The sequence below is a fragment of the Streptomyces sp. NPDC026417 genome, from assembly GCF_055567695.1.
The window spans coordinates 270,654-294,541 of record NZ_JBVHPY010000001.1 but is presented as its reverse complement, the minus strand read 5'-3'; the positions used below and the strand labels follow the sequence as shown (position 1 = coordinate 294,541).

22 protein-coding genes are annotated in these 23,888 nt (G+C 73.4%); 8 read left to right on the top strand and 14 right to left on the bottom strand.

From position 1 onward, the window contains the following. The first annotated feature begins 144 nt into the window (after positions 1-144). The 4 genes from ACZ4NT_RS01225 (at position 145) to ACZ4NT_RS01210 (ending at position 3,832) form a co-directional block, all read left to right on the top strand. Positions 145-1,218 (top strand): M4 family metallopeptidase, encoded by a 1,074-nt coding sequence (locus ACZ4NT_RS01225; RefSeq protein WP_467722581.1) that lies wholly within the window; start codon positions 145-147, stop codon positions 1,216-1,218. 38 nt (positions 1,219-1,256) lie between these two features. After that, positions 1,257-1,523, top strand: a complete 267-nt coding sequence (locus ACZ4NT_RS01220; RefSeq protein WP_467722579.1) for a protealysin inhibitor emfourin — start codon at positions 1,257-1,259, stop codon at positions 1,521-1,523. Positions 1,524-1,569: 46 nt separating this feature from the next. Then, on the top strand, positions 1,570-2,886 hold the full coding sequence (locus ACZ4NT_RS01215; RefSeq protein ID WP_467722577.1) for a GH1 family beta-glucosidase: 1,317 nt from the start codon (positions 1,570-1,572) through the stop codon (positions 2,884-2,886). Between the two features lie 136 nt (positions 2,887-3,022). Then, the gene (locus ACZ4NT_RS01210) at positions 3,023-3,832 is read left to right on the top strand and encodes a GNAT family N-acetyltransferase (protein WP_467722575.1); all 810 of its coding nucleotides are present in this window, start codon (positions 3,023-3,025) and stop codon (positions 3,830-3,832) included. 167 nt (positions 3,833-3,999) lie between these two features. Here ACZ4NT_RS01210 and ACZ4NT_RS01205 read toward each other — a convergent pair whose 3' ends face one another. Next, complete coding sequence (locus ACZ4NT_RS01205) at positions 4,000-4,854, bottom strand: NAD-dependent epimerase/dehydratase family protein (protein ID WP_467722574.1); 855 nt, start codon at positions 4,852-4,854, stop codon at positions 4,000-4,002. Positions 4,855-4,973: 119 nt separating this feature from the next. On the opposite strand from ACZ4NT_RS01205, the gene ACZ4NT_RS01200 reads away from it, so the two are divergent. After that, positions 4,974-5,822: a helix-turn-helix transcriptional regulator gene (locus tag ACZ4NT_RS01200; RefSeq protein WP_467722572.1), complete on the top strand. Its 849-nt coding sequence runs from the start codon at positions 4,974-4,976 to the stop codon at positions 5,820-5,822. 6 nt (positions 5,823-5,828) lie between these two features. Here ACZ4NT_RS01200 and era read toward each other — a convergent pair whose 3' ends face one another. Next, positions 5,829-6,788, bottom strand: a complete 960-nt coding sequence (gene era / locus ACZ4NT_RS01195) for a GTPase Era (RefSeq protein WP_183116856.1) — start codon at positions 6,786-6,788, stop codon at positions 5,829-5,831. Positions 6,789-7,017: 229 nt separating this feature from the next. On the opposite strand from era, the gene ACZ4NT_RS01190 reads away from it, so the two are divergent. Then, positions 7,018-8,325, top strand: coding sequence for an ammonium transporter (locus tag ACZ4NT_RS01190; RefSeq protein ID WP_121403136.1), 1,308 nt, complete (start codon positions 7,018-7,020; stop codon positions 8,323-8,325). Then, positions 8,322-8,660 (top strand): P-II family nitrogen regulator, encoded by a 339-nt coding sequence (locus ACZ4NT_RS01185; protein WP_121403135.1) that lies wholly within the window; start codon positions 8,322-8,324, stop codon positions 8,658-8,660. Before ACZ4NT_RS01190 ends, ACZ4NT_RS01185 begins: the two co-directional genes overlap by 4 nt. Positions 8,661-8,692: 32 nt before the next feature. Here the strand turns inward: ACZ4NT_RS01185 and ACZ4NT_RS01180 are convergent, their stop codons facing one another. The 8 genes from ACZ4NT_RS01180 to ACZ4NT_RS01145 all read right to left on the bottom strand — a co-directional run bounded on the left by ACZ4NT_RS01180 (position 8,693) and on the right by ACZ4NT_RS01145 (position 15,934). Next, positions 8,693-9,046, bottom strand: a complete 354-nt coding sequence (locus ACZ4NT_RS01180; protein WP_121403134.1) for a cytidine deaminase — start codon at positions 9,044-9,046, stop codon at positions 8,693-8,695. Positions 9,047-9,066: 20 nt separating this feature from the next. Continuing rightward, positions 9,067-9,426 carry an MmcQ/YjbR family DNA-binding protein gene (locus ACZ4NT_RS01175; protein WP_121403133.1) on the bottom strand — a complete coding sequence of 120 codons (360 nt, stop codon included), beginning with the start codon at positions 9,424-9,426 and terminating at the stop codon, positions 9,067-9,069. Next, positions 9,423-10,730, bottom strand: a complete 1,308-nt coding sequence (locus ACZ4NT_RS01170) for a hemolysin family protein (RefSeq protein WP_467722569.1) — start codon at positions 10,728-10,730, stop codon at positions 9,423-9,425. Before ACZ4NT_RS01170 ends, ACZ4NT_RS01175 begins: the two co-directional genes overlap by 4 nt. Before the next feature lie 11 nt (positions 10,731-10,741). After that, entirely contained in the window at positions 10,742-11,239 is a 498-nt protein-coding gene (gene ybeY, locus ACZ4NT_RS01165; RefSeq protein WP_121403131.1) for an rRNA maturation RNase YbeY, read from the bottom strand. A gap of 12 nt (positions 11,240-11,251) precedes the next feature. Then, complete coding sequence (locus ACZ4NT_RS01160) at positions 11,252-12,319, bottom strand: PhoH family protein (protein WP_121403130.1); 1,068 nt, start codon at positions 12,317-12,319, stop codon at positions 11,252-11,254. A 131-nt stretch (positions 12,320-12,450) separates the two neighbouring features. Beyond that, on the bottom strand, positions 12,451-13,560 hold the full coding sequence (locus tag ACZ4NT_RS01155; RefSeq protein WP_121403129.1) for a PfkB family carbohydrate kinase: 1,110 nt from the start codon (positions 13,558-13,560) through the stop codon (positions 12,451-12,453). A 113-nt stretch (positions 13,561-13,673) separates the two neighbouring features. Beyond that, the gene (locus ACZ4NT_RS01150) at positions 13,674-14,969 is read right to left on the bottom strand and encodes a glucarate dehydratase family protein (RefSeq protein WP_121403128.1); all 1,296 of its coding nucleotides are present in this window, start codon (positions 14,967-14,969) and stop codon (positions 13,674-13,676) included. Next, entirely contained in the window at positions 14,966-15,934 is a 969-nt protein-coding gene (locus tag ACZ4NT_RS01145; RefSeq protein ID WP_467722565.1) for a 5-dehydro-4-deoxyglucarate dehydratase, read from the bottom strand. The genes ACZ4NT_RS01150 and ACZ4NT_RS01145 overlap by 4 nt, the downstream gene beginning before the upstream one ends. A 787-nt stretch (positions 15,935-16,721) precedes the next feature. On the opposite strand from ACZ4NT_RS01145, the gene ACZ4NT_RS01140 reads away from it, so the two are divergent. Further along, positions 16,722-18,044: an MFS transporter gene (locus ACZ4NT_RS01140; RefSeq protein ID WP_467722564.1), complete on the top strand. Its 1,323-nt coding sequence runs from the start codon at positions 16,722-16,724 to the stop codon at positions 18,042-18,044. A 107-nt stretch (positions 18,045-18,151) separates the two neighbouring features. On the opposite strand, the gene ACZ4NT_RS01135 is transcribed toward ACZ4NT_RS01140, so the two are convergent. The 4 genes from ACZ4NT_RS01135 to ACZ4NT_RS01120 form a co-directional block, all read right to left on the bottom strand. Further along, the gene (locus ACZ4NT_RS01135; protein WP_467722562.1) at positions 18,152-19,165 is read right to left on the bottom strand and encodes an adenosine deaminase; all 1,014 of its coding nucleotides are present in this window, start codon (positions 19,163-19,165) and stop codon (positions 18,152-18,154) included. Positions 19,166-19,272: 107 nt separating this feature from the next. Further along, entirely contained in the window at positions 19,273-20,178 is a 906-nt protein-coding gene (locus tag ACZ4NT_RS01130; RefSeq protein WP_467722560.1) for a ribonuclease Z, read from the bottom strand. A gap of 12 nt (positions 20,179-20,190) precedes the next feature. Further along, positions 20,191-20,544: an HIT domain-containing protein gene (locus tag ACZ4NT_RS01125; RefSeq protein WP_467722558.1), complete on the bottom strand. Its 354-nt coding sequence runs from the start codon at positions 20,542-20,544 to the stop codon at positions 20,191-20,193. A 117-nt stretch (positions 20,545-20,661) separates the two neighbouring features. Beyond that, positions 20,662-23,877 carry a S41 family peptidase gene (locus ACZ4NT_RS01120; protein WP_467722556.1) on the bottom strand — a complete coding sequence of 1,072 codons (3,216 nt, stop codon included), beginning with the start codon at positions 23,875-23,877 and terminating at the stop codon, positions 20,662-20,664. Positions 23,878-23,888 lie beyond the last annotated feature (11 nt).

Below are 23,888 nucleotides of genomic sequence, written 5' to 3'. Positions count from 1 at the left end.
AGTATGCGGGATCGCTCGCCCATAGGGGACAAACAGTGCTCTATACCACGAAGGAGTGGACGCCAGGGTTCCCAATCGCCCGGTTTTCACCAATCATGGTTGCAGGGGGTGACAGCGTCGTGACGCAGTGCAATGGTGCCCGGCATGACCGCCAACCCGGCAGGATTCGAGCCTGTCTTCTGCAGCATCGTGCCGCCCCACGTCCTCGACACCCTCGCCCGGCACGAGGACCCCGCGCTCGCCGGACCCGCGCGCCGCACCCTGGAGCGCGACGCCCTCGAACGCACCCGCCGCCGGCTGACCACGGTCCTCGGCGCCCCGCCGGTGGCCGCTCCACGGGACGCGGAGAGCGAGCAGCCGCACCGCACCATCCACGACGCCCGCCACCACCAGGACCTGCCCGGCAGGAAGGTGCGCGCCGAGGGCGACGAGCCCGTCAAGGACGCCACCGTCAACCGGGCGTACGCGGGACTCGGCGCCACCTTCGAGCTCTTCCTGAAGGCCTACGCCCGCAACTCGATCAACGGCGAGGGCCTGCCCCTGAACGCCACCGTGCACTTCGACCGGGACTACAACAACGCCTTCTGGAACGGCGAGCAGATGGTCTTCGGCGACGGTGACGGGGAGATCTTCCTCGACTTCACCCTCCCGGTGGACGTCATCGGCCACGAGCTGACCCACGGCGTCACGCAGTACACCGCGAACCTCACCTACTTCGGTCAGCCCGGCGCCCTGAACGAGTCGATGTCGGACGTCTTCGGCTCGCTCATCAAGCAGTACACGCTCGGCCAGACCGCCGCCGAGGCCGACTGGCTGATCGGCGCCGGACTGCTCGCGCCGCGCGTCACCGGCCAGGCGCTGCGCTCCATGAAGGAGCCCGGCACCGCGTACGACGACGACGTGCTCGGAAAGGACCCGCAACCCGCGACGATGGACGACTACGTCCGCACCGGCCGCGACAACGGCGGCGTCCACATCAACTCCGGCATCCCCAACCACGCCTTCTACCTCGCGGCGCAGGCCCTCGGCGGCCACGCCTGGGAGCGCGCCGGACAGGTCTGGTACGACGTCCTGACCGGCGGGGAGCTCAGGTCGGACGCGCTCTTCGCCGACTTCGCGACGCTGACCGTCGCCGCGGCGCGCGGGCGGTACGGGGACGGCGAGGAGCTCCAGTCGGTGGCCAAGGCGTGGGAGCAGGTCGGCGTGCGCACCCTGTGACCGTGGCCCGCCGGCCCCTTTCGTACTAGACAGGACCCATGCGTATTCAGGTACGGCGCACGGGCGGATTCGCGGGCATCGAGCGGTGCGCCGAGGTGGACACCTCGGGGCGGGCCGATGCCCGCGCCTGGCAGGCCCTGGCCGAGCGGGCGATCGCCGCCGGCCGGAGCACCCCTCCGCCGGGGGTGCCCGACGGCTTCGGCTACGAGATCACGGTGGACGGGACGACGGTGTACGCGGCCGACCCTCGGCTGACCGAGGAGCAGCGGGAGCTGGTCTCCCGCGTACTGAAGGAGGGTGCGTAACTCGCCCGCCGTGCGCGCCCGTTGACTTCCCTCGCCGCGGGTACGGATGATCGCGCGCATGGCGACGAACCCCCTCCCGCAGTTCCCGCCCGGCTTCCTCTGGGGCGTGTCCACCTCGGCCCACCAGATCGAGGGGGCGTCCGGCGAACGCGGGCTCTCCGTGTGGGACGCCTTCACGGCGGAGCCGGGGCGGGTGAAGGACGGCTCGACGGCGGCGGTGGCCTGCGACCACGTCCGCCGCTACCGCGAGGACGTGGCGCTCCTGCGCGATCTGGGCGTGGACGCGTACCGCTTCTCGGTGTCCTGGCCGCGGGTGAACTCCCCGGGCGGGCTGGACTTCTACGACCGGCTGGTCGACGAGCTCCGGGCGGCGGGGGTGCGCCCCGTGCCCACGCTCTTCCACTGGGACCTGCCGGTGGAGCTGGACTGGCTGGACCGCGACACCGCTTCCCGCTTCGCGGAGTACGCGGCCGTCGTCGTCGCCCGCCTCGGCGACCGCGTGGACAAGTGGATCACGCTCAACGAACCGGCCGAGCACACCCTGCTCGGCCACGCGCTCGGCGCCCACGCACCCGGCAGCCGGCTCCTCTTCGACGCGCTGCCGGTGGCCCACCACCAACTCCTCGCGCACGGACTGGCGGTACGGGCCCTGCGGGCCGCCGGCGTCCGCGACATCGGCATCGCCAACTCGCACGGACCGACCTGGGCCGCCTCGGACCGACCCGAGGACGTGGCGGCTGCGGACTTCTACGACCTCCTCCTCAACCGCCTGTTCGCGGACCCCCTGCTGCTCGGCCGCTACCCGGAGGGCATCGCCGAACTGCTCCCGGGGGACGTCGAGGCGGACCTCGGTACCATCGCCGAGCCGCTGGACTGGTACGGCGTCAACTACTACCAGCCGACCCGGGTGGGTGCCCCGCAGGGCTCGGAGATCGAGTTCGGCGGACTGACCCTCCCCGCCGAACTCCCCTTCTCCGTAAGGGAGCTGGAGGGATATCCGGTCACCGACTTCGGCTGGCCGGTGGTCCCCGAGGCGCTGACCGAGCTGCTCACCGGCTTCGCCGGGCGGTACGGCGACCGGCTGCCGCCGATCGTCATCACCGAGAACGGCTGCTCGTACGAGGGCCTCGACGACCAGGAGCGGATCGCCTTCCTGGACGGCCATGTCCGCGCGCTGCACCGGGCGTCGGAGGCGGGCGTCGACGTCCGCGGCTACTTCGTCTGGTCGCTGCTGGACAACTTCGAGTGGGCGGAGGGGTATGCGCGCCGCTTCGGCCTGGTCCACGTCGATTTCGCCACCCAGGAGCGGACGCCCAAGGCGTCGTACGCCTGGCTGCGGGACGCCCTGCGCGCGCGGGGATGACGGCGGCCGGGCCGGGCCCGCCCTGCCGCTGCCCGTGCCACCGTCGCACCGGCGCACCGGCGCACCGGCGCACCGGCGCAGGGGCGGACGAAATACGGGTGCGGTGACCGGACACCGTCGTCTTGGATGGTGGGTCATGACCACCCCTCATCAGACTCTCGACCGCCTGGAGCGCTACTACGACTCGGTGCCGCGGGCCGCGGCCCGGACCGAGGACTTCGGACCGCTGACCCTGTTCGTCCGCGAGGGACCGGGCTGGCCGTACTACGCGCGGCCCGCGTTCGCCCGGCCCGGCCCCGCGGCCACCGCCGAGGACGTCGACCGGGTCCGGGCCCGGCAGCGCGAACTCGGCCTGCCCGAGGCCGTCGAGTGGGTGGCGGAGGTGACGCCCGGGCTGCGGCGGGCCGTCGAGGCGTCGGGGCTGCGGGTGCACGAGCACCCGCTGATGGTCCGGGACACGGACGTCCCGCTGCCCGCGCCGCACCCCCTCGTCCGGATCCTCGGCCCCGAGGACCCGTTCCTGGCCAGTGCCCTGGCGCTCCCCCACGTGGCCTTCGCGGTGCCCGGCACCGCGGTCGGCGAGGCCGGCCCCGCCGAACTGGCCGCCGAGATCACCGCCCGCGCCGGTGACGTGCCCGCCGCGGCGGAGCGGATCCGGGCGGGCAGCACCGTGCTGGCCGCCGCCGTCGAGGACGGCGTCGCGGTCTGCTCCGGGATGCATCTGCCGGTCGGCCCCGTGACCGAGGTGGCCGGCGTCGGCACCCTGCCGTCCGCCCGCCGGCGCGGCCTGGGTCTCGCCGTCACCGCCGCCCTGGTGGCCGACGCGCAGACCCGCGGCGTCGACACCGTCTTCCTCTCGGCCGGGGACGAGGACGTGGCCCGCATGTACGGCCGCCTGGGCTTCCGCCGGGTCGCCACCGCCCTGATCGCGGAACCCGCCGACTAGGGGACCCGGCAGGTCGCCGTCGACCGGGGGCGCCCGGAGAGGCCCGTCGACCCGGGTGCCCGGGCGGGGCTCCGCCCGGCCGGGGGTGCCCCGGCGGGCCACCTCCGGCCCGGGTGCCCGGAGAGCCCCCTCCGGCCCGGGGGGGGGGGCCGGCTGGTCCCGGCCGGTCAGAGGGCGCCCGCGTCCACCGCCGTCCACACCGACGGATACAGAGGGCGGTGGCCCAGCTCGCGGCGGGCGCGTGACGTCGACACGATGCCGTGCCACGGGTCGGGATCGGTGCGGTCGTACAGGGCGTCCGGGACGTCGACGCCGTTGAGCGCGTGCAGGTCGACCGCCGTCACGGGGGCGTCGTCGGCGATGTTGTAGACCCTCCCGTCCGCACCCGGGGCGTACAGCAGGCGGAGCAGGACCTGGGCGGCGTCCGCGTGGTGGACCATCTGGAGGCGCTGGGCCGCCGCCCAGCCGCCGGCCCACCGCAGGGACTGGGACAGGTGCGGATCGCCCTCGCCGTACACGAACGCCAGCCGCCCGACGCGTACGTCCAGGCCCTCCAGGGACAGCAGGTCCCGCTCTGCCGCCGCCTTGGACTCCGCGTACGCGCCCCACATGGAGCCCCCGGGCACCACGGGGTCCTCCTCGGTCAGGGGACGGCCGCGGCCGGTGCCGTAGACCAGGTTCGTACTCACCTGGACGAAGCGGCGGACTCCGCAGGAGACGGCGGCCCGGCCCAGGTCGCGGGCGGCGTGGTGGTTGACCGTCCACGCCTCCTCGTCGGGGACACCCCGGAACGCCGCGGCCACGTTCACCACCGCGTCCACGCCCGCCAGCGCCTTGCCGAGCGCCTCGGAGTCCCGCAGGTCGCCCACCGCCACCTCGGCGCCCAGCGCCGCCGCGGGCGCCGCCTGCGACTCCTCGCGGACCAGGACCCGCACCCGGTCCCCGGGGGCGGTCCGCTGCAGCAGCCGCGGCACGAAACGCCTGCCGACCTGCCCCGTCGTGCCTGTCACCAACGTCAGCATGGAATGCTCCTCTCGTCGGTCACGAGCCTCGCCCCGGCACGCGTCCGGCGGCAGAGACCTCCTCATCCGGGGATCGGCAGTCCCTGGATGAGCGGGCCGTGATCGGCCAGGCTGAAGGCATGAACCGAGCCGAACTCGCCGACTTCCTGCGCCGCGGACGTGCCCGGCTCGAGCCCTCCGACGTGGGGCTGACCGCCGGGCCGCGCCGCCGCACACCGGGGCTGCGCCGCGAGGAGGTGGCGGCACTGGCCGGGATGTCCGTGGACTACTACACCCGTCTCGAACAGGCGCGCGGCCCGCACCCGTCCCGGCAGATGCTGGGCGCACTGGCGCGGGCGCTGCGGCTGACCGGCGACGAGCGCGACCACCTCTTCCATCTGGCCGGCGAGGAGCCGCCCCGCGACGGGACGTCCTCCTCCCATGTGCGCCCCGGTCTGCTGCTCGTGCTGGACCGGCTGCACGACACGCCCGCCCAGGTGGTGGGCGACTGCGGCGACGTACTCGCGCAGAACGCCATGGCCGTGGCGCTGGCCGGCGACGTCCTGGCCCGTCCGGCGCGCGAGCGCAATCTGGTGCGCCGCTTCTTCACGGACCCGTCGGCACGTGAGCTGTTCCCGCCGGAGGACGTGGCGGACCTGGCACGCGGGCACGTGGCGAACCTGCGCGCCGTCGCCGCCGCCCGGCCCGCCGATCCCGGGCCGGCCGCGCTGGTGGCCGAACTGCGTGCCGCGAGCGAGGAGTTCGCGGCGCTGTGGGAGCGGCACGAGGTGGCGGTGCGCCGCACCTCGGTCAAACGCTTCCGGCACCCGGTGGTGGGGCTGCTGGAGCTGGACTGCGAGGTGCTGCTCAGCGACGAGCACCGCCAGCTGCTCGTCGTGCACACCGCCCGCCCGGGCACCGAGGCGCACGAACGCCTGCGGTTGCTGCGGGTGGTGGGCCTGCAGGACCTGTCCCCGAGGCGGACCTGAGGGGGCTCAGAATCCGAGCTTGCGCAGCTGCCGCGGGTCCCGCTGCCAGTCCTTGGCGACCTTCACGTGCAGGTCGAGGAAGACCGGCGTGCCGAGCAGCGCCTCGATCTGCTTGCGGGACTTGATGCCGACGTCCTTCAGCCGCTTGCCCTTCGGGCCGATGATGATGCCCTTCTGGCTGGGCCGCTCGATGTAGACGAAGGCGTGGATGTCCAGCAGCGGCTTGTCGGCGGGCCGGTCCTCGCGGGGCAGCATCTCCTCGACGACGACGGCGATGGAGTGCGGCAGCTCGTCGCGCACGCCCTCCAGCGCGGCCTCGCGGATCAGCTCCGCGACCATGACCTGCTCCGGCTCGTCCGTGAGGTCGCCCTCGGGATAGAGCGCCGGCCCCTCGGGGAGGAGCGGGATCAGCAGGTCGGCCAGCAGATCGACCTGCTGGTCGGCGACCGCGGACACGGGCACGATCTCCGCCCACTCGAAGCCCAGTTCCGTGGCGAGCTGGTCGATGGCGATGAGCTGCTCGGCGAGCGTCTTGCTGTCCACGAGGTCGGTCTTCGTGACGATCGCGATCTTCGGCGTCTTCTTGATCGACGCCAGCTCCTTGGCGATGAACCGGTCGCCGGGGCCCAGCTTCTCGTTCGCCGGCAGGCAGAAGCCGATCACGTCGACCTCGGCCCAGGTGGTGCGGACGACGTCGTTGAGCCGCTGGCCGAGGAGCGTGCGCGGCTTGTGCAGCCCCGGGGTGTCCACCAGGATCAGCTGGGCGTCCGGCCGGTGCACGATGCCGCGCACGGTGTGCCGCGTGGTCTGCGGCTGGTTCGCGGTGATGGCCACCTTCTGGCCGACCAGAGCATTCGTGAGGGTGGACTTGCCCGCGTTGGGGCGGCCCACGAAGCAGGCGAAGCCGGCGCGGTGTGTGGCCTCGGACGGCTCGGATGACTCGGTACGAACGCTCATGGCGCCCATTGTCCCTGATCGTCGGGCGCCCGCCGCACCAAGGGGCCGCGGGCCCGGTCCCCGGGGAATCCGTCGCCCGCCCCGGGCTGCGTCCCGGCGCGGCCCGGTGAGCTTCCGGAAACGCCCGCGCAACACGAAACACACCGGAAACGTGCGTGTGCACAACCCGAAACGCGGGCCGGTGACCCTCGGACGACGCCCCGCCCGTCGGACGACGCCCCGCACCGCTGGAGAGACCGTGATTCTGGCCGCCCCGCACCTCGACACCGGCGACACCGCCTGGCTGCTCGCCGCCACCGCACTCGTCCTGCTGATGACGCCGGGCCTCGCCCTGTTCTACGGCGGCATGGTCCGCACGAAGAGCGTCCTCAACATGCTGATGATGAGCTTCGTGTCGATCGCCCTGGTCACGGTGGTCTGGCTGGCCGCCGGGTACTCCCTCGCGTTCGGCGACGACGCCTTCGGCGGACTGATCGGCGGCCTGAAGCACGCCGGGATGGCGGGTCTCGGCCCGGACAGCGTCCAGGGCACCGTCCCCACCCTGCTCTTCGCCACGTTCCAGCTGACCTTCGCGATCATCACGGCGGCGCTGATCAGCGGGGCGATCGCCGATCGCGCGAAGTTCGGGGCGTGGCTGGCCTTCGTGCCGCTGTGGGCGCTGCTCGTATACGTTCCCGTCGCCCACTGGGTGTGGGGCCCGGGCGGCTGGATCCTCGACCGGCTGGGCGCGCTGGACTTCGCCGGCGGACTGCCCGTCGAGATCACCTCCGGCGCCTCCGGGCTGGCCCTGTGCCTGGTCCTCGGCCCGCGCATGGGCTTCAAGAAGGACGCGATGCGGCCGCACAACCTCCCCATGGTGGTGCTGGGCGCCGGTCTGCTCTGGTTCGGCTGGTTCGGTTTCAACGCGGGCTCGGCGCTCGGCGCGAACGGGCTGGCCGCCGCCGCTTTCCTCAACACCCTCGCCGCCGGCTGCACCGGTCTGCTGGGCTGGCTCTTCGTGGAGCAGCGGCGCGACGGCCACCCCACCACGCTCGGCGCGGCGTCGGGCGCGGTCGCCGGCCTCGTCGCGATCACCCCGTCCTGCGGGTCGGTCTCGCTGGTCGGCGCGCTGGTCGTCGGTCTCGCCGCCGGTGTCGTCTGCTCGTACGCGGTGGGCTGGAAGTTCCGGCTGAACTACGACGACTCCCTGGACGTGGTCGGCGTCCACCTCGTCGGCGGCATCATCGGCACCGTCCTCATCGGCGTCTTCGCGACGGAGTCGATGACGGGGGGCGCCGAGGGGCTGCTGTACGGCGGCGGGCTCGGCCAGCTCGGCCGGCAGCTGGTCGCGGTCCTCGCCGTCGGGGCGTACGCCTTCCTCGTCACCTACGGCCTCGGGAAGCTGCTCGACCGGCTCATCGGCTTCCGGGCGGACGAGGAGCAGGAGCAGACGGGTCTCGACCTTACGGTGCACGCCGAGAGCGCTTACGATCACGGGGTTCTGGGGCACGGCGCCCCGGTCTCGTCGTCCGCCACCCACGCCCAGAAGGTCAAGGCCCAGGCATGAAACTCATCACCGCGATCGTGAAGCCGTACCGCCTCGACGAGGTCAAGACCGCCCTCCAGGAACTCGGAGTGCACGGGATGACCGTCACCGAGGCCAGCGGCTACGGGCGTCAGCGCGGCCACACCGAGGTGTACCGCGGCGCGGAGTACCAGGTCGACCTCGTGCCCAAGGTCCGGATCGAGGTCGTCGTGGGGGACGCCGACGCGGACCCCGTCATCGACGCGATCGTCAAGGCGGCCCACACCGGCAAGATCGGCGACGGCAAGGTCTGGTCGGTGCCGGTGGAGACGGTGGTCCGCGTCCGTACCGACGAGCGGGGCCCGGACGCCCTCTGAGGACGGCCGACGGGCCCCGGCCCGGAGCGGGTTCAGCCCGCGCCGAGGGTGGCCCGGACCACCCCGTCGCCCCCGGCGACGAGCACCGGCGTCCCGGCTCCGCCGAGATCCCGTACCGCGGCCAGGTCCTCCGCGGACGCGGTCTCCGCGTCCGTGACCACCGCCGCCGCCTCCAGCGACTTCGCGCCGGACGCCACCGCCATCGCCACGGCGGTCTGCAGCGCGCTCAGCTTCAGGGAGTCCAGGGTGACGGTCCCGGCGACATAGGTGCGTCCGGTCTCGTCCCGTACGGCGGCCCCCTCGGGCACACCGTTGCGGGCGCGGGCCGAGCGGGCCAGGGTGACGATCTTGCGGTCCTCGGGGTCGAGGGCGGGAGTCTCGGTCATACGGGGAGCTTATCGATCCCTCACGGCCGGTCGAGCCGCAGCCGCTCGGCCCTCGGCAGGCCCGCCACCACCAGGTCGTACGAGTCCTCGATCAGCTCCCGGACCTGTCGGTCGGGCAGTCCGCCGTCCACCGTCACGGTGTTCCAGTGCCGCTTGTTCATGTGGTAGCCGGGCACGATCAGCCCGGGGTGCTCGTCGCGCAGCCGCACCGCGTCGTCGGGGTCGCACTTCAGATTGACCGTCAGCGGACGCGCGTCCAGGTTCGTGAGCGCGAAGAGCTTGCCGAGCACCTTGAAGACGGACGTGTCCGGATTGAAGGGGAAGTCCTCGACGACCGCGTTGAAGGACAGGCAGAACGCGCGCAGTTCCCGGGGCTTCACTCCGGGCCCCCCTCCCCCTCCGGCGGCTTCACCGGGGTCACGGGCTCCACGAGCACCGTCACGATCTTGTTGCGGCGGCCGGCGGAGTCCTCGGCGGTGAGCCGCAGTTCGCGGCCGTCGGGAAGTTCCACGACCGCGGACGCCCCGGCGATCGGCACCCGGCCGAGCGCCTTGGCCAGCAGTCCGCCGACCGTTTCCACGTCCTCGTCGTCGTAGGCCTCGAAGCCGTACAGCTCGCCGAGGTCCCCGATGTCCAGACGGGCCGTCACCCGGTAGCGGTCCTCGCCCAGTTCGTCGACCGGGGGAAGCTCGCGGTCGTACTCGTCGGTGATCTCGCCGACGATCTCCTCCAGGATGTCCTCGATGGTGACGATGCCGGCCGTGCCGCCGTACTCGTCGATGACGACGGCGACGTGGTTGCGCTCCTGCTGCATCTCGCGCAGCAGGTCGCCCGCGTTCTTGGTGTCGGGGACGAAGGCCGCGGGCCGCATCGCCGTGGAGACCAGCTCGCTCTCGGCCTCCCGGCTGATGTGCGTCTTGCGGGCCAGGTCCTTCAGATACACGATGCCGACGATGTCGTCCTCGCTCTCCCCGGTGACGGGGATGCGCGAGAAGCCGGAGCGCAGAGCGAGCGTCAGCGCCTGCCGGATGGTCTTGTACCGCTCGATGACGACGAGGTCGGTGCGCGGCACCATCACCTCGCGGACCAGGGTGTCGCCCAGCTCGAAGACGGAGTGCACCATGCGGCGCTCCTCGTCCTCGATGAGGGACTCCTTCTCGGCGAGGTCGACGAGCGCACGCAGTTCGGCCTCGGAGGCGAACGGGCCGCGGCGGAAGCCCTTGCCGGGCGTGAGCGCGTTGCCGATGAGGATCAGCAGGGGCGGGATCGGCCCCATGATCCGGGCCAGCGGCAGCAGGACGTAGGCGGCCGCGGTCGCCGTGTTCATCGGGTGCTGGCGGCCGATCGTGCGCGGGGAGACCCCGACCGCCACGTAACTGACGAGGACCATCACGCCGAGGGCGACCGCGAGGGCCTGCCAGGTCTCGTCGAACTCCTTCAGGCAGGCGTACGTGACGAGCGCGGCGGCGGCCATCTCGCAGGTGATGCGCACCAGCAGGGCGACGTTGAGGTAGCGGGTCGGGTCGGCGGCGATCTGGGCGAGCTTGGCGCTGCCGCGCCGGCCGCTGCGGACGGCCTCCTCGGCGCGGAAGCTGGAGACGCGCGCGAGGCCCGCCTCCGCGCAGGCGGCGAGCCAGGCGACCACGACCAGCGCGATGGCACCGATGACGAGCTGAGGACTCATGACTGCCGACTCTAGGAGACGGTCGGGGCGGGGGACGGGCCGGTCAGGCCCTTCTCCGTGCGCCAGCCGTCGACGATGGCCGCCTGCAGCCCGAACATCTCGGCCTTCTCGTCCGGCTCCTCGTGGTCGTAGCCGAGGAGGTGCAGCACTCCGTGGACGGTGAGGAGCTGCAGCTCCTCGTCCATGGAGTGCTCCGTCGGGGCGTCCTTGCCCTGGCGCTCGGCGACCTCCGGGCAGAGCACGATGTCGCCGAGCAGCCCCTGCGGCGGCTCGTCGTCGTCCTTCGTCGGCGGACGCAGCTCGTCCATCGGGAAGGACATCACGTCCGTGGGTCCGGGCAGGTCCATCCACTGGATGTGCAGCTGCTCCATGGCGTCGGCGTCCACCGCGATCACCGACAGCTCGGAGAGCGGGTGGATGCGCATCCGCGCGAGCGCGTAGCGGGCGATGTCGAGGATCGCCTGCTCGTCGACCTCGGTTCCGGACTCGTTGTTGACGTCGATCGACATGGTCGTGCGGTTCTACTTCCCCTTGGGTCCGGCTTTGCCGCGGCTCTTGTGCGTGCCGTTCTCGGTGCCGTGCGTGCTGTCGTACTTCTCGTACGCGTCGACGATACGGCCGACGAGCTTGTGCCGGACGACGTCGTGGGACGTGAGCCGCGAGAAGTGGACGTCGTCGAGGCCCTCCAGGATGTCCTGGACCTGGCGCAGACCGGACTTCGTCCCGCTGGGGAGGTCGACCTGCGTCACGTCGCCCGTGATCACGATCTTCGAGTCGAAGCCGAGGCGGGTGAGGAACATCTTCATCTGCTCGGGGCTCGTGTTCTGGGCCTCGTCCAGGATGATGAAGGCGTCGTTCAGGGTGCGTCCGCGCATGTAGGCCAGCGGGGCGACCTCGATCGTGCCCGCCGCCATCAGGCGCGGGATGGAGTCGGGGTCGAGCATGTCGTGCAGCGCGTCGTACAGGGGGCGCAGGTAGGGGTCGATCTTCTCGTAGAGCGTGCCGGGCAGGAAGCCGAGCCGCTCGCCGGCCTCGACCGCCGGGCGGGTGAGGATGATCCGGTTGACCTGCTTGGACTGCAGGGCCTGGACCGCCTTGGCCATGGCCAGATACGTCTTGCCGGTGCCGGCGGGGCCGATGCCGAAGACGACGGTGTGCTTGTCGATGGCGTCGACGTACCGCTTCTGGTTGAGCGTCTTCGGGCGGATGGTGCGCCCGCGCGAGGACAGGATGTTCTGCGTGAGCACCTCGGCCGGGGTCTCCTGGCCGTCGCCCTCCCCGTTCTCGCTCGCCCTGAGCATGGCGATCGAGCGTTCCACTGCGTCCTCCGTCATCGGCTGTCCCGTGCGGAGCACGAGCATCATCTCGTCGAACAGACGTTGGACGAGCGCGACTTCACCGGCGTCGCCGACCGCACTGATCTCATTGCCCCGGACGTGGATGTCGGCCGCCGGGAAGGCCTTCTCGATCACGCGCAACAGCGCGTCCCCGGACCCCAGCACGGTCACCATGGGGTGCGCGGCCGGAACGGTGAACTGCGCTCTCGCCTGCCCCTGTGCGGGGTCGTGCACTGTGGGTGTGTCAGTCATGGGCCGGCTCTGTAGGCCTTGCTCGTCCTCCTCGTACCGGGGCCGCTCGGCGTGGGCCGCCCTCGCACTGCCAAGGGTACGTCGGTGCACCGACAACGCCGTAGGCCTTTTTCACACCGGCCGCACGCGTGTCAGGCCAGGCGGCCGAATCCGATCGTGGGGACCGCCCGCCGCAGCGGCCACGGCCTGCCCACCCCGGGGATCAGGCCCTCCAGGAAGGAGTACCGGGCGAGCGCGGCGGGGTCCTGGTCGTCGACCGACTGGACGCGCCGCCACCAGGCGGCGATCTCGGCCCAGCCGGGCGCCGAGAGGGAGCCGCCGAACTCCTGGACGGAGAGCGCCGCGGTCAGCCCCGCGAAGGCGAGCCGGTCGGCGAGCGGCCAGTCGGCGAGGGTGCCCATGACGAACCCCGCCACGAAGACGTCGCCGGCGCCGGTCGGGTCCAGGGCCTCCACGGCGATCGCCGGGACCACGGCGCTCTCGCCGGTCCGGCCGTCCACGGCATACGCGCCTTCCGCACCGAGGGTGACCACGGCGAGCGGGACGTGCTCGGCCAGCGCGTGCGCCGCGGCTCGCGGGCAGTCCGCGCCGGTGTAGCGCATGGCCTCCTCGGCGTTCGGCAGGAAGGCCTCGCAGTGCTCCAGGTCGGCGAGTCCGGCCAGGTCCCAGCGGCCCGTGTCGTCCCAGCCGACGTCGGCGAAGATGCGGGTACCGGCGGCCGCCGCCTCGGCGATCCAGGGCGCGCGGACACCGGGCGCCAGCGAGGCGACGGCGGCACGCGCGCGGGGGGCGTGCTCGGGGGCGGGCTCCTCCGGGGGCGGCTCGTGCCCGTGGCTGACCATCGTCCGCTCGCCCTCGTAGGCCATGGACACGGTGACCGGGGAGTGCCAGCCGGGGACCGTGCGCGAGGCGCCGAGGTCGATGCCCTCGCCCTGTTCGAGGGCGTCCCAGCAGTACTCCCCGTAGTGGTCGTCGCCGAAGGCCGCCGCCAGGGACGTACGCAGTCCGAGCCGGGCGAGTGCCGTGGCCATGTTGGCGACGCCGCCGGGGCTCGATCCCATGCCGCGGGCCCAGGACTCGGTCCCGCGCACCGGGGCGGAGTCGAGCCCGGTGAAGACGATGTCGAGGAAGACGGTGCCCGTGAGGTAGACGTCGTACGGCGGATCGTGCGGGGTGCGCAGCCCGGCGAGCGGGTCGACCTGTGCCTGGCGGTGCGGTTCCTCTCCGTTGGACGCGATCACGGTGGGCTCCCTGACGTGGTGCGGATTCAGGCCAGTGTGCCACCACCCTGCACCGGCGCCCGGTTCACCTCCGGGACGCCGGGGCCTGTGTCGGGACGCCCCACGACGCCGGGCTACCAGCGCGGGACGGCGGGTGCGACCCAGCCGGGATCGGCGACGCGCATGGCGGCCGCGTCGTCGCGGTCCCTGAGGGAGCCGTCGTCGTCCAGCCACCGCCGGTGCAGGAACGCGAGCCTGTCGCGGTCGAGTGCGACGCCGAGTCCGGGGGCGTCGGACACCGTGACCGAGCCGTTCCGGAAGGCGAGGCGCTCGGTGAGCACGTCCTCGGACTGCCAGGGGTAGTGGGAGTCGCAGGCGTGGTGCAGGTCGGGGACCGTCGAGGCGACGTGGGTCATCGCGGCGAGCGAGATGCCCAGGTGGGTGTTGGAGTGCATCGACACCCCGACCCCGAACGTGCGGCACACGGCGGCGAGTTCACGGGTGTTGCGCAGGCCGCCCCAGTAGTGGTGGTCGGAGAGCACGACCTGCACGGCGCCGCGGGTGAAGGCTTCCCGGATCTCGGCGAAGGTCGTCACGCACATGTTGGTGGCGAGCGGCACGTTCGTGCGCGCCGCGACCTCGGCCATGGCCGGAGTGCCGAGCGCGGGGTCCTCCAGGTACTCCAGGACGTCCCCCAGTTCCTCAGCGACCCGCAGCGAGGTCTCCACGGACCAGGCGCCGTTGGGGTCGAGCCGCAGCGGCCGGCCCGGGAAGGCCTTCGCGAGGGCGCGTACGGCGGCGATCTCCTCCTCGGGCGGGAAGACGCCGCCCTTGAGCTTGAAGGAGGTGAATCCGTACCGCTCGGTGAACCTGCGGGCCTGCTCGACGACTCCGGCCGGATCGAGGGCGGCTCCCCAGTCGTCCTTCTCGGCGGCCACGCCGTCGGGATGCCCGCCCCACTTGTAGAACAGGTACGCGCTGTACTCCACGGCGTCCCGCACCTTGCCGCCGAGCAGTGCGTGCACCGGCAGCCCGAGCGCCTTGCCGAGCGCGTCGAGGCAGGCCACCTCGAAGCCGGAGACGACCGAGAGCCGCAGTTTGTCGGCGGTCTGCACGCCGCGCAGTCCGCCGACGTCGATCTGGTCGACGATCCGTCCGCGGTCGACGGCCACTGTGTCGGCGACCGTGGACAGCCCGTTGAGATCGGACACCCGACGTCCCACCAGGTGGTCGGCGAAGGGCCGGGCGAGCTCCAGGTACTTGCCGTCGCCGTACGTCTCGCCGACCCCCGTCACACCGTCCGCGGTGACGACCTCCACGATCAGGCGGGGCGTGTACGGCTGGTGCACGCCCTGGGTGTTGAGCAGCGGCGGGTCGGCGACCAGGACCGGGGTCAGCCGGACCTCGGCGATGGTCAGGTCGCGGGTCACAGGGCGGCTCCTACGGGGGTGAGGGCGGCTGCGAGGCCGAGACCGGCGGCGAGCAGCGCTTCGAGGTCGGCGAGGTCGGCGGGCGTGGGGTCGGTGAGCGGGGCGCGCACCGGACCCACGGGACGGCCCCGCAGCCGGGCGGCGGCCTTGACGAGCGAGACGGAGTAGCCGGGGCGCCGGTCGCGCAGTTCCACGAACGGAACGTAGAACTCCCGCAGCAGCCGGTCCATGACGGCGTCGTCGCCGCGCCGGTGGGCCGCGAAGAACAGGCCGGCGATCTCGGGGGCGAAGGCGTGCACGGCCGACGAGTACGCGGGGACGCCGACGGCGGCGTACGCGCGGGCCTGGATCTCCGCGGTGGCGGCCCCGTTGAAGAACAGGAACCCCTCGGGTGCGGCGAGGGTGAGCCGCTGGAGCCGGTCGAGGTCGCTGTGGCCGTCCTTGAGCCCGACGACCCCGGGGATGCGGGCGATCCGCCGCAGGGCGTCGGCGGTGAAGGCGACCTGGCCGCGCTGGTAGGCGATGAGCGGCAGCCGGGTCCGGGCGGCCAGTTGCTCAAGCTGCCCGACGAGGCCGTCCTGCGGGCCCGCGACGAGGTAGTGCGGCAGGACGAGCAGGGCGTCGGCGCCGGCCTCCTCCGCGACGCGGGCGAAGCGGGCGGCCTGCGCCCAGCCGTACCCGGTTCCCGCCACCACGGGGACGCGGCCGGCCGTCACCTCGACCGCGGCCGCGACGACCTGCCGGTACTCGTCCTCGTCCAAGGAGAAGAACTCTCCGGTGCCGCAGGCCGGGAACACGGCGCCGGGGCCGGTGGCGAGCTGGGCCTCCAGGTGGGTGCGGAAGCCGTCGAGGTCGAGGGAGCCGTCGCCGTGAAAGCTGGTCAGCGGGAACGACAGCACTCCGTGCGTCATTCCGCCGCGCAGGCGTCCGACGACGTCCGCTTCCGTGTCCGCAGCCATCGCCATCTCCGTATGTAGACGTCATTCACGTATGAAGATGGAGCGTAGAGAGTGGCCGCGGGCCCGTCAATGGCGCGGAAGCCTCCACCCGGCACCCCGCCTCGCCTGACGGGATGCCGCCCGGGTGGGCCAACTCCCCCGCGCACACCGGCACCCCTGGCCCCCGCTGGCGCCGGGGTGGGACGGCGAGCCCGGCGCCGACGGGGTGCCGCCTGCGCCCACCCGTGCCGCCCCTTGCGGCACGCCTGCCCGCAGCTACGGCCGACCGAGCCTCACCCCCCGCCGCCTGCCCGCAGCCAGGGCGGCTGACCGGGGGCCGCCCCACTCCCCGCACGCCCACCCGCAGTTGACGACGCACCGCGTGCCCGCGGCGCAATCCGTACGCGCCCGCAGCCGCCCTCCGGCGCAAGGGGCCGTGCCGGTACATCAGATGCCCGTCGAGACGGGGCCACGCCCCACCGAGGAACGCTGGTGACGGACGGAGGTGCCAACCGGCGACGGGCGGATGTACCGGCACGGCCCCGACCCCCCACTGCCCGACAGCGCACCCCCGCCGACCGCGCACCCGCACCCACACCCACACCCATACCCATACCCATACCCATACCCACCAGCGCAAACGCGCCCATCTACCCCGCCTCCCCCACCCCAAACGCAACGTGCCCCAGATCACACCGCCCCGCCTTCTACCCGGGCCCACCCCCTTGATACAAATTGCCCGCGCGTTCCTGTCCGTCGACAGCCGCCCAACCCCCTCATTGAGCCGCTCCTTTCGCATGCCCTGGGAACGCCCGTGTCCGCCCGCACCACCCCTCCCTGGCCCCTCGTCGCCCTTTTCACGGCCGGGTACCTCGCCCCCTACCTCCTCCCGACGACCGTCGGCCGGCTGGACGCGGGGCTTCCGCTCTCCGCCACCCAGGCCGGCACCATCGGCAGCGCCCTGCTGCTGAGTTCGGCCGCGGCAGGCTTCCTCCTCGCGTCCCGCGTGGACCGCCTCGGCCCCCGCCGAGTGGCCCGCGCCGGCCTCCTGCTCGCCGCCGTCGGCTACGGCGCGGCCGCGATGACGACCACCGTCCCCGCGGTGATCGCCGGCGCCCTGGCCGGCGGCTTCGGTTCCGGCACGGCCACCACCGTCGCCGCGACCGGCATCGCCGCCCACCGGGACCCCCACCGCGCCTCGACCCTCGGCCTGCTCAGCGTCTCCGCGCTCGCCGGCGCGGTGTACCTGACGGTCCCCCACCTGGGCCCCGGCCACGGCCTCCCGCTGGCGGCGATCGCCCTGGTCGCCCTCGCGGCGTGGCCGGCCACCGGCCGTCTGGACACCCCGGCCCGGACCCGCGCCCACGGGGACACGCCGGCCGACGACCCCGGCCGCCCCGCACATCCGCGCCCGTCGGCGACGACGGCACCGCACCGCCCGTACCCGCGCGCGGGACTCGTGCTGGCCGCGGCCATGCTCCTGTGGTCCCTCGCCCAGAACGCGCTGTGGGGGGTCAGCGGCCGCATCGGCACCAGCCAGGCCGGCCTCACCGAGGTCACCGTCGGTGCCGTGTTCGCGATCGCCCTCGGGGCCGGACTCCTCGGCGTGATCGGCGCGGGCGCCCTGGGCCCGCGCCTCGGCCGGGCGCTGCCGATCGGTGCGGGCACGGCCGTGATCGCGTGCTGCATCGCGCTCAGCGCGGCGGCCGACGACCTCCCGTCGTTCGCGGCCGGCGAGATCGCCTGGAACACGGTGTACCCGATCGTGCTGTCGTACCTGATCGGCCTGGCCGCGTCGATGGACCCGCGCGGCCGATGGGCGGTGCTGGTCGGCTCGGCCTCCTCGCTGGGCACGGCCTGCGGTCCGCTGGCGGGCAGCCTGCTGTCGGCCGGGGCGGGCTACCCGGCGATGGGCCGGGTCCTGGCGCTCGGTCTGCTCGTCCTCGCCGTCCCGATGGCGGCGGTCGCCCGTCACACGGGCGGCGGCCGGGTCCTTCCGGGCCTGGTGCGCCGGGCGCACCGCATCCCGGACCACCCGGTCGTGGAGATCGCCCTGGACGGCATCCCGGCCCAGCGGGCGGCGTACGACACGGCGGGCCCCCGCCACGCGGCCGCCCCGGGCCCCGGCCCGGGCTGACCCTCCGCCCGGCCCCGGGCCCGGCCCCCCGCGGCCCTGCCGGACCGAGGCGGAGCCGTCCGCGCCGCCCCACCCGGCAGGAGGAGGCGGACGCCCGCCCGGGGCGGCTACTCGGCGCCGGGTGCGGCGGGCCCGAACTCGTAGGCGTCGACCTCGGCGAGATACCGGGCCCGGCGCTCCTCGTCCCGGTCGAGGAAGGCGGCCTCGAACGAGTTGCGGGCGAGCTCGCGCAGCCGCTCGTGGCCGAGACCGAGCGCCTCGTGCACGGCGTGGAAGGTGTCGCCGACGTACCCGCCGAAGTAGGCGGGGTCGTCGGAGTTGACCGTGCACAGCAGCCCGGCGTCCATCATGGCGGGCAGCGGATGGTCCTCCAGGACGTCCACGGCCCGCAGCCGCACGTTGGACAGCGGGCAGAGGGTCAGCGGCACCCGTTCCCGCACGAGCCGTTCGACCAGGGCGTCGTCCTCCATGCACCGCAGCCCGTGGTCGATGCGCTCGACGCCGAGGACGTCGAGCGCCTCGGTGATGTAGGCGGGCGGCCCCTCCTCGCCCGCGTGGGCGACGCGCCGCAGTCCGAGCGCGGCGGCGGCCTCGTACACCTCGCGGAACTTGGCCGGCGGGTGCCCGACCTCGGCCGAGTCGAGGCCGATGCCGATGATCCGGTCGAGGTGGGGCCGGGCCGCCTCCAGGGTGCGCAGGGCGGACTCGGCGGACTCGTCCCGCAGGAAGCACATGATCAGCTGGGTGGAGATGCCGTGCGTCTCCTCGCTGCGGCCGAGGGCGCGGGAGAGCCCCTCCACGACCGTCCCCATCTCCACGCCGCGCGCGAGGTGTGCCTGCGGGTCGAAGAAGATCTCCGCGTGCCGTACGCCCTGGGCGGCGGCGCGCGCGAGATACGCGTCGGCCAGGTCGGCGAAGTCCTGTTCCGTCCGCAGCACGGCCATGAGCTCGTAGTACAGGTTCAGGAACGACTGGAGGTCGTCGAAGAGGTACGCCTTGCGGAGCTCCTCGGTGTCGGCGTAGGGCAGCGTGACGCCGTTGCGCGCGGCGAGCGCGAACGCGAGTTCGGGCTCCAGGGTGCCTTCGATGTGCAGGTGCAGTTCAGCTTTGGGGAGGGGCATCGCAGCATCGTACGGGCGGCTCCCCGGCGTTCCGAAACCGACGCGGCGCCGCCGGACCAAGCGCCGTCCGGCCGTGCCGGACCCCGTCGCGCCGCCCCGCGGTGGGTTCAGCCGCGCTTGGGCACCGGCACCCTGACCAGGTCGTGCGCCACGGTCAGTTCCCCCTCGAAGCCGGCCGCCCGGGCCTGCCGCTCGAACTCCTCCGGCTCGGAGTAGCGCTGGCTGAAGTGCGTGAGCACGAGGTGCCGCACGCCCGCGTCCACCGCGACCCGCGCCGCCTGACCGGACGTCAGATGCCCGTGCTCGACGGCGAGTCGCTCGTCCTCGTCGAGAAAGGTGGACTCGATGACGAGCAGGTCGCAGCCCTCGGCGAGCGCGTGTACGCCGTCGCAGAGCCGGGTGTCCATCACGAAGGCGAACCGCTGCCCGCGCCGCACCTCGCTGACCTCGTCGAGGGTGACCCCGCCGAGCGAGCCCTCCCGCTGCAGCCGTCCGACGTCGGGGCCCCTGATGCCGCGCTCGGCGAGCCGTTCCGGCAGCATGCGCCGGCCGTCGGGTTCGACCAGCCGGTAGCCGTAGGACTCCACCGGGTGGGAGAGCTGCCGGGCCTCCAGGGTGTAGGAGGGGGTGACGGCGAGCACCCCGTCGGCGTCGACCGGGGCCTCGGTGAGGGCGACGGTCTCGCGGTAGGCCGTCGCGTACCGCAGCCGGTCGAAGAACCGCTGTCCGGAGCGCGGGTAGTGCGCGGTCACCTCGTGCGGCACGCGGTCGAGGTTGATCCGCTGGATCACACCCGCGAGGCCGAGCGAGTGGTCGCCGTGGAAGTGGGTGACGCAGAGCCGGTGCAGGTCGTGCGCGGCGACCCCGGCGCGCAGCATCTGCCGCTGGGTGCCCTCGCCGGGGTCGAAGAGCAGCCCTTCGCCGTCCCAGCGCAGCAGGTACCCGTTGTGGTTGCGGTGGCGGGTCGGGACCTGGCTGGCGGTTCCGAGGACCACCAGTTCACGTACGGACACGGGGAGCGGCCGTTACCCGGGGGGCCACTGCAGGCCGCGTCCGCCCAGGACGTGGGCGTGCGCGTGGAAGACGGTCTGGCCGGCGCCGCTGCCGGTGTTGAAGACGATCCGGTAGCTGTCCAGCTTCTCCTCGGCGGCGATCCCGCCGGCCTCGCGCAGCACGTCCGCGGCGAGCGCGGGGTCGGCGGCGGCGAGTGCGGCCGCGTCGGCGTGGTGCGCCCGGGGGATCACCAGCACATGGGTCGGCGCCTGCGGGTTGATGTCACGGAAGGCGAAGGTGGTCTCCGTCTCCCGCACCACGGTCGCCGGGATCTGCCCTGCGACGATCTTGCAGAACAGGCAGTCGTCCTGCGGTTCTCCCGACATGCGTGTGCCTCCTCGCGCCCGCTGATCACTGTTGTCGGCATCGTATCGGCCCGCCGGGTTCCGGGGTCGGCCGCCGCCCGACCTCACCGGCGGCCGGGGCCGGTGAGGTCGGGCGGGTCAGAGCTCGGGCAGGGAGGGCGCCGTCCTGGCCGGGTTCTCGGCGAGCGCGGCCAGTGCGATGCGGATCGCCTCGTCGAGCTGGACGTCGCGTCCGGCCGCGTGGTCCTGGGGTGTCTGGACCACCTCGACGTCCGGATCGACGCCGTGGTTCTCCACGCCCCACTCGTAACCCTCCAGCCAGATGGCGTACTTGGGCTGGGTGACGAGGGTGCCGTCGACGAGCCGGTAGCGGCTGTCGATGCCGACCACGCCGCCCCAGGTCCGGGTGCCGACCACGGGGCCGATGCCGAGCGCCTTGATGGCGGCGTTGACGATGTCGCCGTCCGAGCCGGAGAACTCGTTGGCGACGGCGACCACGGGACCGCGGGGCGCGTCCTCGGGGTAGCTGGAGGAGCGCATGCCGCGGGGCACGTCCCAGCCGACGATGCGGCGGGCGAGCTTCTCGACGACCAGCTGCGAGGTATGGCCGCCGCGGTTCTCGCGGACGTCCACGACCAGCCCCTCACGGGCCACCTCGACCCGCAGGTCGCGGTGGATCTGGGCCCAGCCGGGCGCCTGCATGTCGGGCACGTGCAGATAGCCGAGGCGTCCGCCGGACTTCTCGTGGACGTAGGCCCGGCGGTCCGCGACCCAGGCGTGGTAGCGCAGCGGTTCCTCGTCGTCGGTGGGGACGACCACGGCGTGCCGCAGGTCGCCGCCGCCGGACGGCGAGACGGTCAGCTCGACGGGTCTGCCCGCGGTCCCGACGAGGAGCGGTCCGGGGCCGGCCACCGGGTCGACGGGGCGTCCGCCGACGGCGACGACGGCGTCCCCGGCGCGTACGGCGACACCGGGCGCGGCGAGCGGCGCCTGTGCGTCGGGGTCGGACGTCTCCGAGGGCAGGATCCGGTCGATGCGCCAACTGCCGTCCTCGTGACGGGAGATGTCCGCCCCGAGCAGCCCCTGGGCGTGGCTTCCGCCGCGCCGGCCGCCGCGCGGGGTGACGTAGGCGTGCGAGGTGCCGAGTTCGCCCTGCACCTCCCAGAGGAGGTCCACCAGGTCGTCGTGGGTGGCCACGCGCTCCAGGACCGGCCGGTACTTGTCGAGGATGCCGTCCCAGTCGACCCCGCCGAGGTCGGGCCGCCAGAAGTTGTCCCGCATGAGGCGGCCCGTCTCCTCGTACATCTGCCGCCATTCGGCGGCCGGGTCGACGGTCTGGTGGACCCGGGAGAGGTCGACGGTGATGTTGCTGTCGCTCTCGTCGTCGTTCGAGGCGCGGCGGTCGCTCGGTACGATCTTGAGCTTGCCGTCGGTCCACAGCAGGACCCGCTTGCCGTCGCCGCTGACCGTGAAGTGGTCGGCGTCCGCGGCGAGATGCTCGATGCGCTGCTGGACGAGGTCGTAGCGCTCCAACTCGGTCCTGGGGTCCGGGTCGTCCGGGGTGGCACGGGAGGCCCCGAGCACGCCGCGCACCGGGTGGCGCAGCCACAGCAGTCCGTCCTTGGCGGCGCGCAGCCCGGAGTAGCGGGCGGCCTCGACCGGGAACGGCACGATGCGGTCGCCGAGCCCGTCGAGGTCGATCCGGGTCGTCGGGGTCCCCTCGCTGTCGGGTGTCTCGTCCTTGTCGGGGGCGTCGAAGGGGCGCCCGTGGCGCTGCGGGCCGAAGGGCGAGGGGGTCGTCGCGGCCAGGGTGATGAGGTGGGGCCGCGCGCCGCCGACGAAGGCGAGGTCGAAGACGTGCTCGTCGTAGACGGGGTCGAAGGACCGGGCCGACAGGAAGGCGAGGTGCTTGCCGTCCAGGGTGAACGCCGGGGCGTAGTCGCGGAAGCGCAGCGGGGTCGCCTCGGTCACGGACAGGTCGGCGGCGTTGGCGAGCTTGAGCTGGCGCAGCGGGCGCGGGCCGGGGTGGGACCAGGCGAGCCACGCGGAGTCGGGCGAGAAGACGAGTCCGGAGACCTCGCCGTCCTCGCTGCGGTCGACCTCCCTGACCTCGCCGGTCTCCCGCTCGACGAGCAGGACGCGTCCGTCGTGCGTGGCGACGGCGGCGCGGCTGCCGTCGGGTGCCATGGCGAGCCCGAGGACCCGGCCGAGCTGTCCGGCGGCGAGCCTGCGCGGGGTGGCGCCGGGGGCGGTTCCGGTGGCGGGCGCGAACTCCAGGGCGTCGTCGCCCTCGGCGTCGGTCACCCACACCACGTACTCCTCGCCGTCGGCGCGGAAGGTGCGGGGCAGCCGGGCGCGGACACCGGGCTCGGCGGCGAGCGCGCGGGCCGGGCCCGCGCGGTGGGTGACCCAGTGGACGGCGCCGCGTACGGAGATCGCGCTGCCGCGGCCGGTGTGGTCGGGCGCGCCGGCGCCGAACCAGCGGGCGGCGCTGACGGGGTGCGGCTGGAGGTCGACGCGCTGGCCGCCGAGCCGGACGTCGAGCCTGCGGGGCTCCGCGGCGTCCAGGTCGTCCAGGAGGTGGAGTTCACCGGCGGACGCGTACACGACCCGGCTGCCGTCGGTGGACGCGTGCCGGGCGTAGAAGCCGTCCTCGATCCCGGTGTGCCGGCGCAGGTCGGAGCCGTCGGCGAGGGAGGAGTACAGGGCTCCGGTGCCTTCGTGGTCGGAGAGGAACGCGACGCGCTCCCCCACCCACATCGGGTATTCGAGGTTTCCGTCGAGGTCCTCGTGCAGCCGGACGAACTCGCCGTCGCCGTCGCGGTCGATCCAGAGCTTGCCCGCCGTGCCGCCGCGGTACCGCTTCCACCAGGCGGCCTCGCGGCCCATGGGGGCGGACAGCAGGAGGGTGCCGGGGCCGCCGTGGGCGACGTCGCCGACGGGCCCGTACGGAAGGGTGGTGGCGGGGCCGCCGTCGAGCGGGACGGCGCGGGCCCAGCTGCGGCGCAGCGAGGCCTGCCCGACCGTGCTCAGGGCGAGGATCTCGCCGTCCGGGGTCCAGCCGCGGACCTGGGTCCGCGAACTCCCCCAGTAGGTCAGCCGCTTGGCGGGGCCGCCGTCGAGGGGGGCCGCGTGCACCTCGGGTGCCCCGTCCCGGGTGGAGGTCCAGGCGACGGTGGTGCCGTCGGGCGAGATGCGCGGATGGTTCACCGGGACGTTGTCGGCGCTGACCCGCCAGGCGCGGCCGCCGCCGTCGACCGGGGCGGCCCAGACGTCGTCCTCGGCGGTGAAGACGACGAGGTCGCCGTGCAGGTGCGGGAACCGGAGGTACGCGGGGGGTACGGACTGTGTCACCCGATCACCCT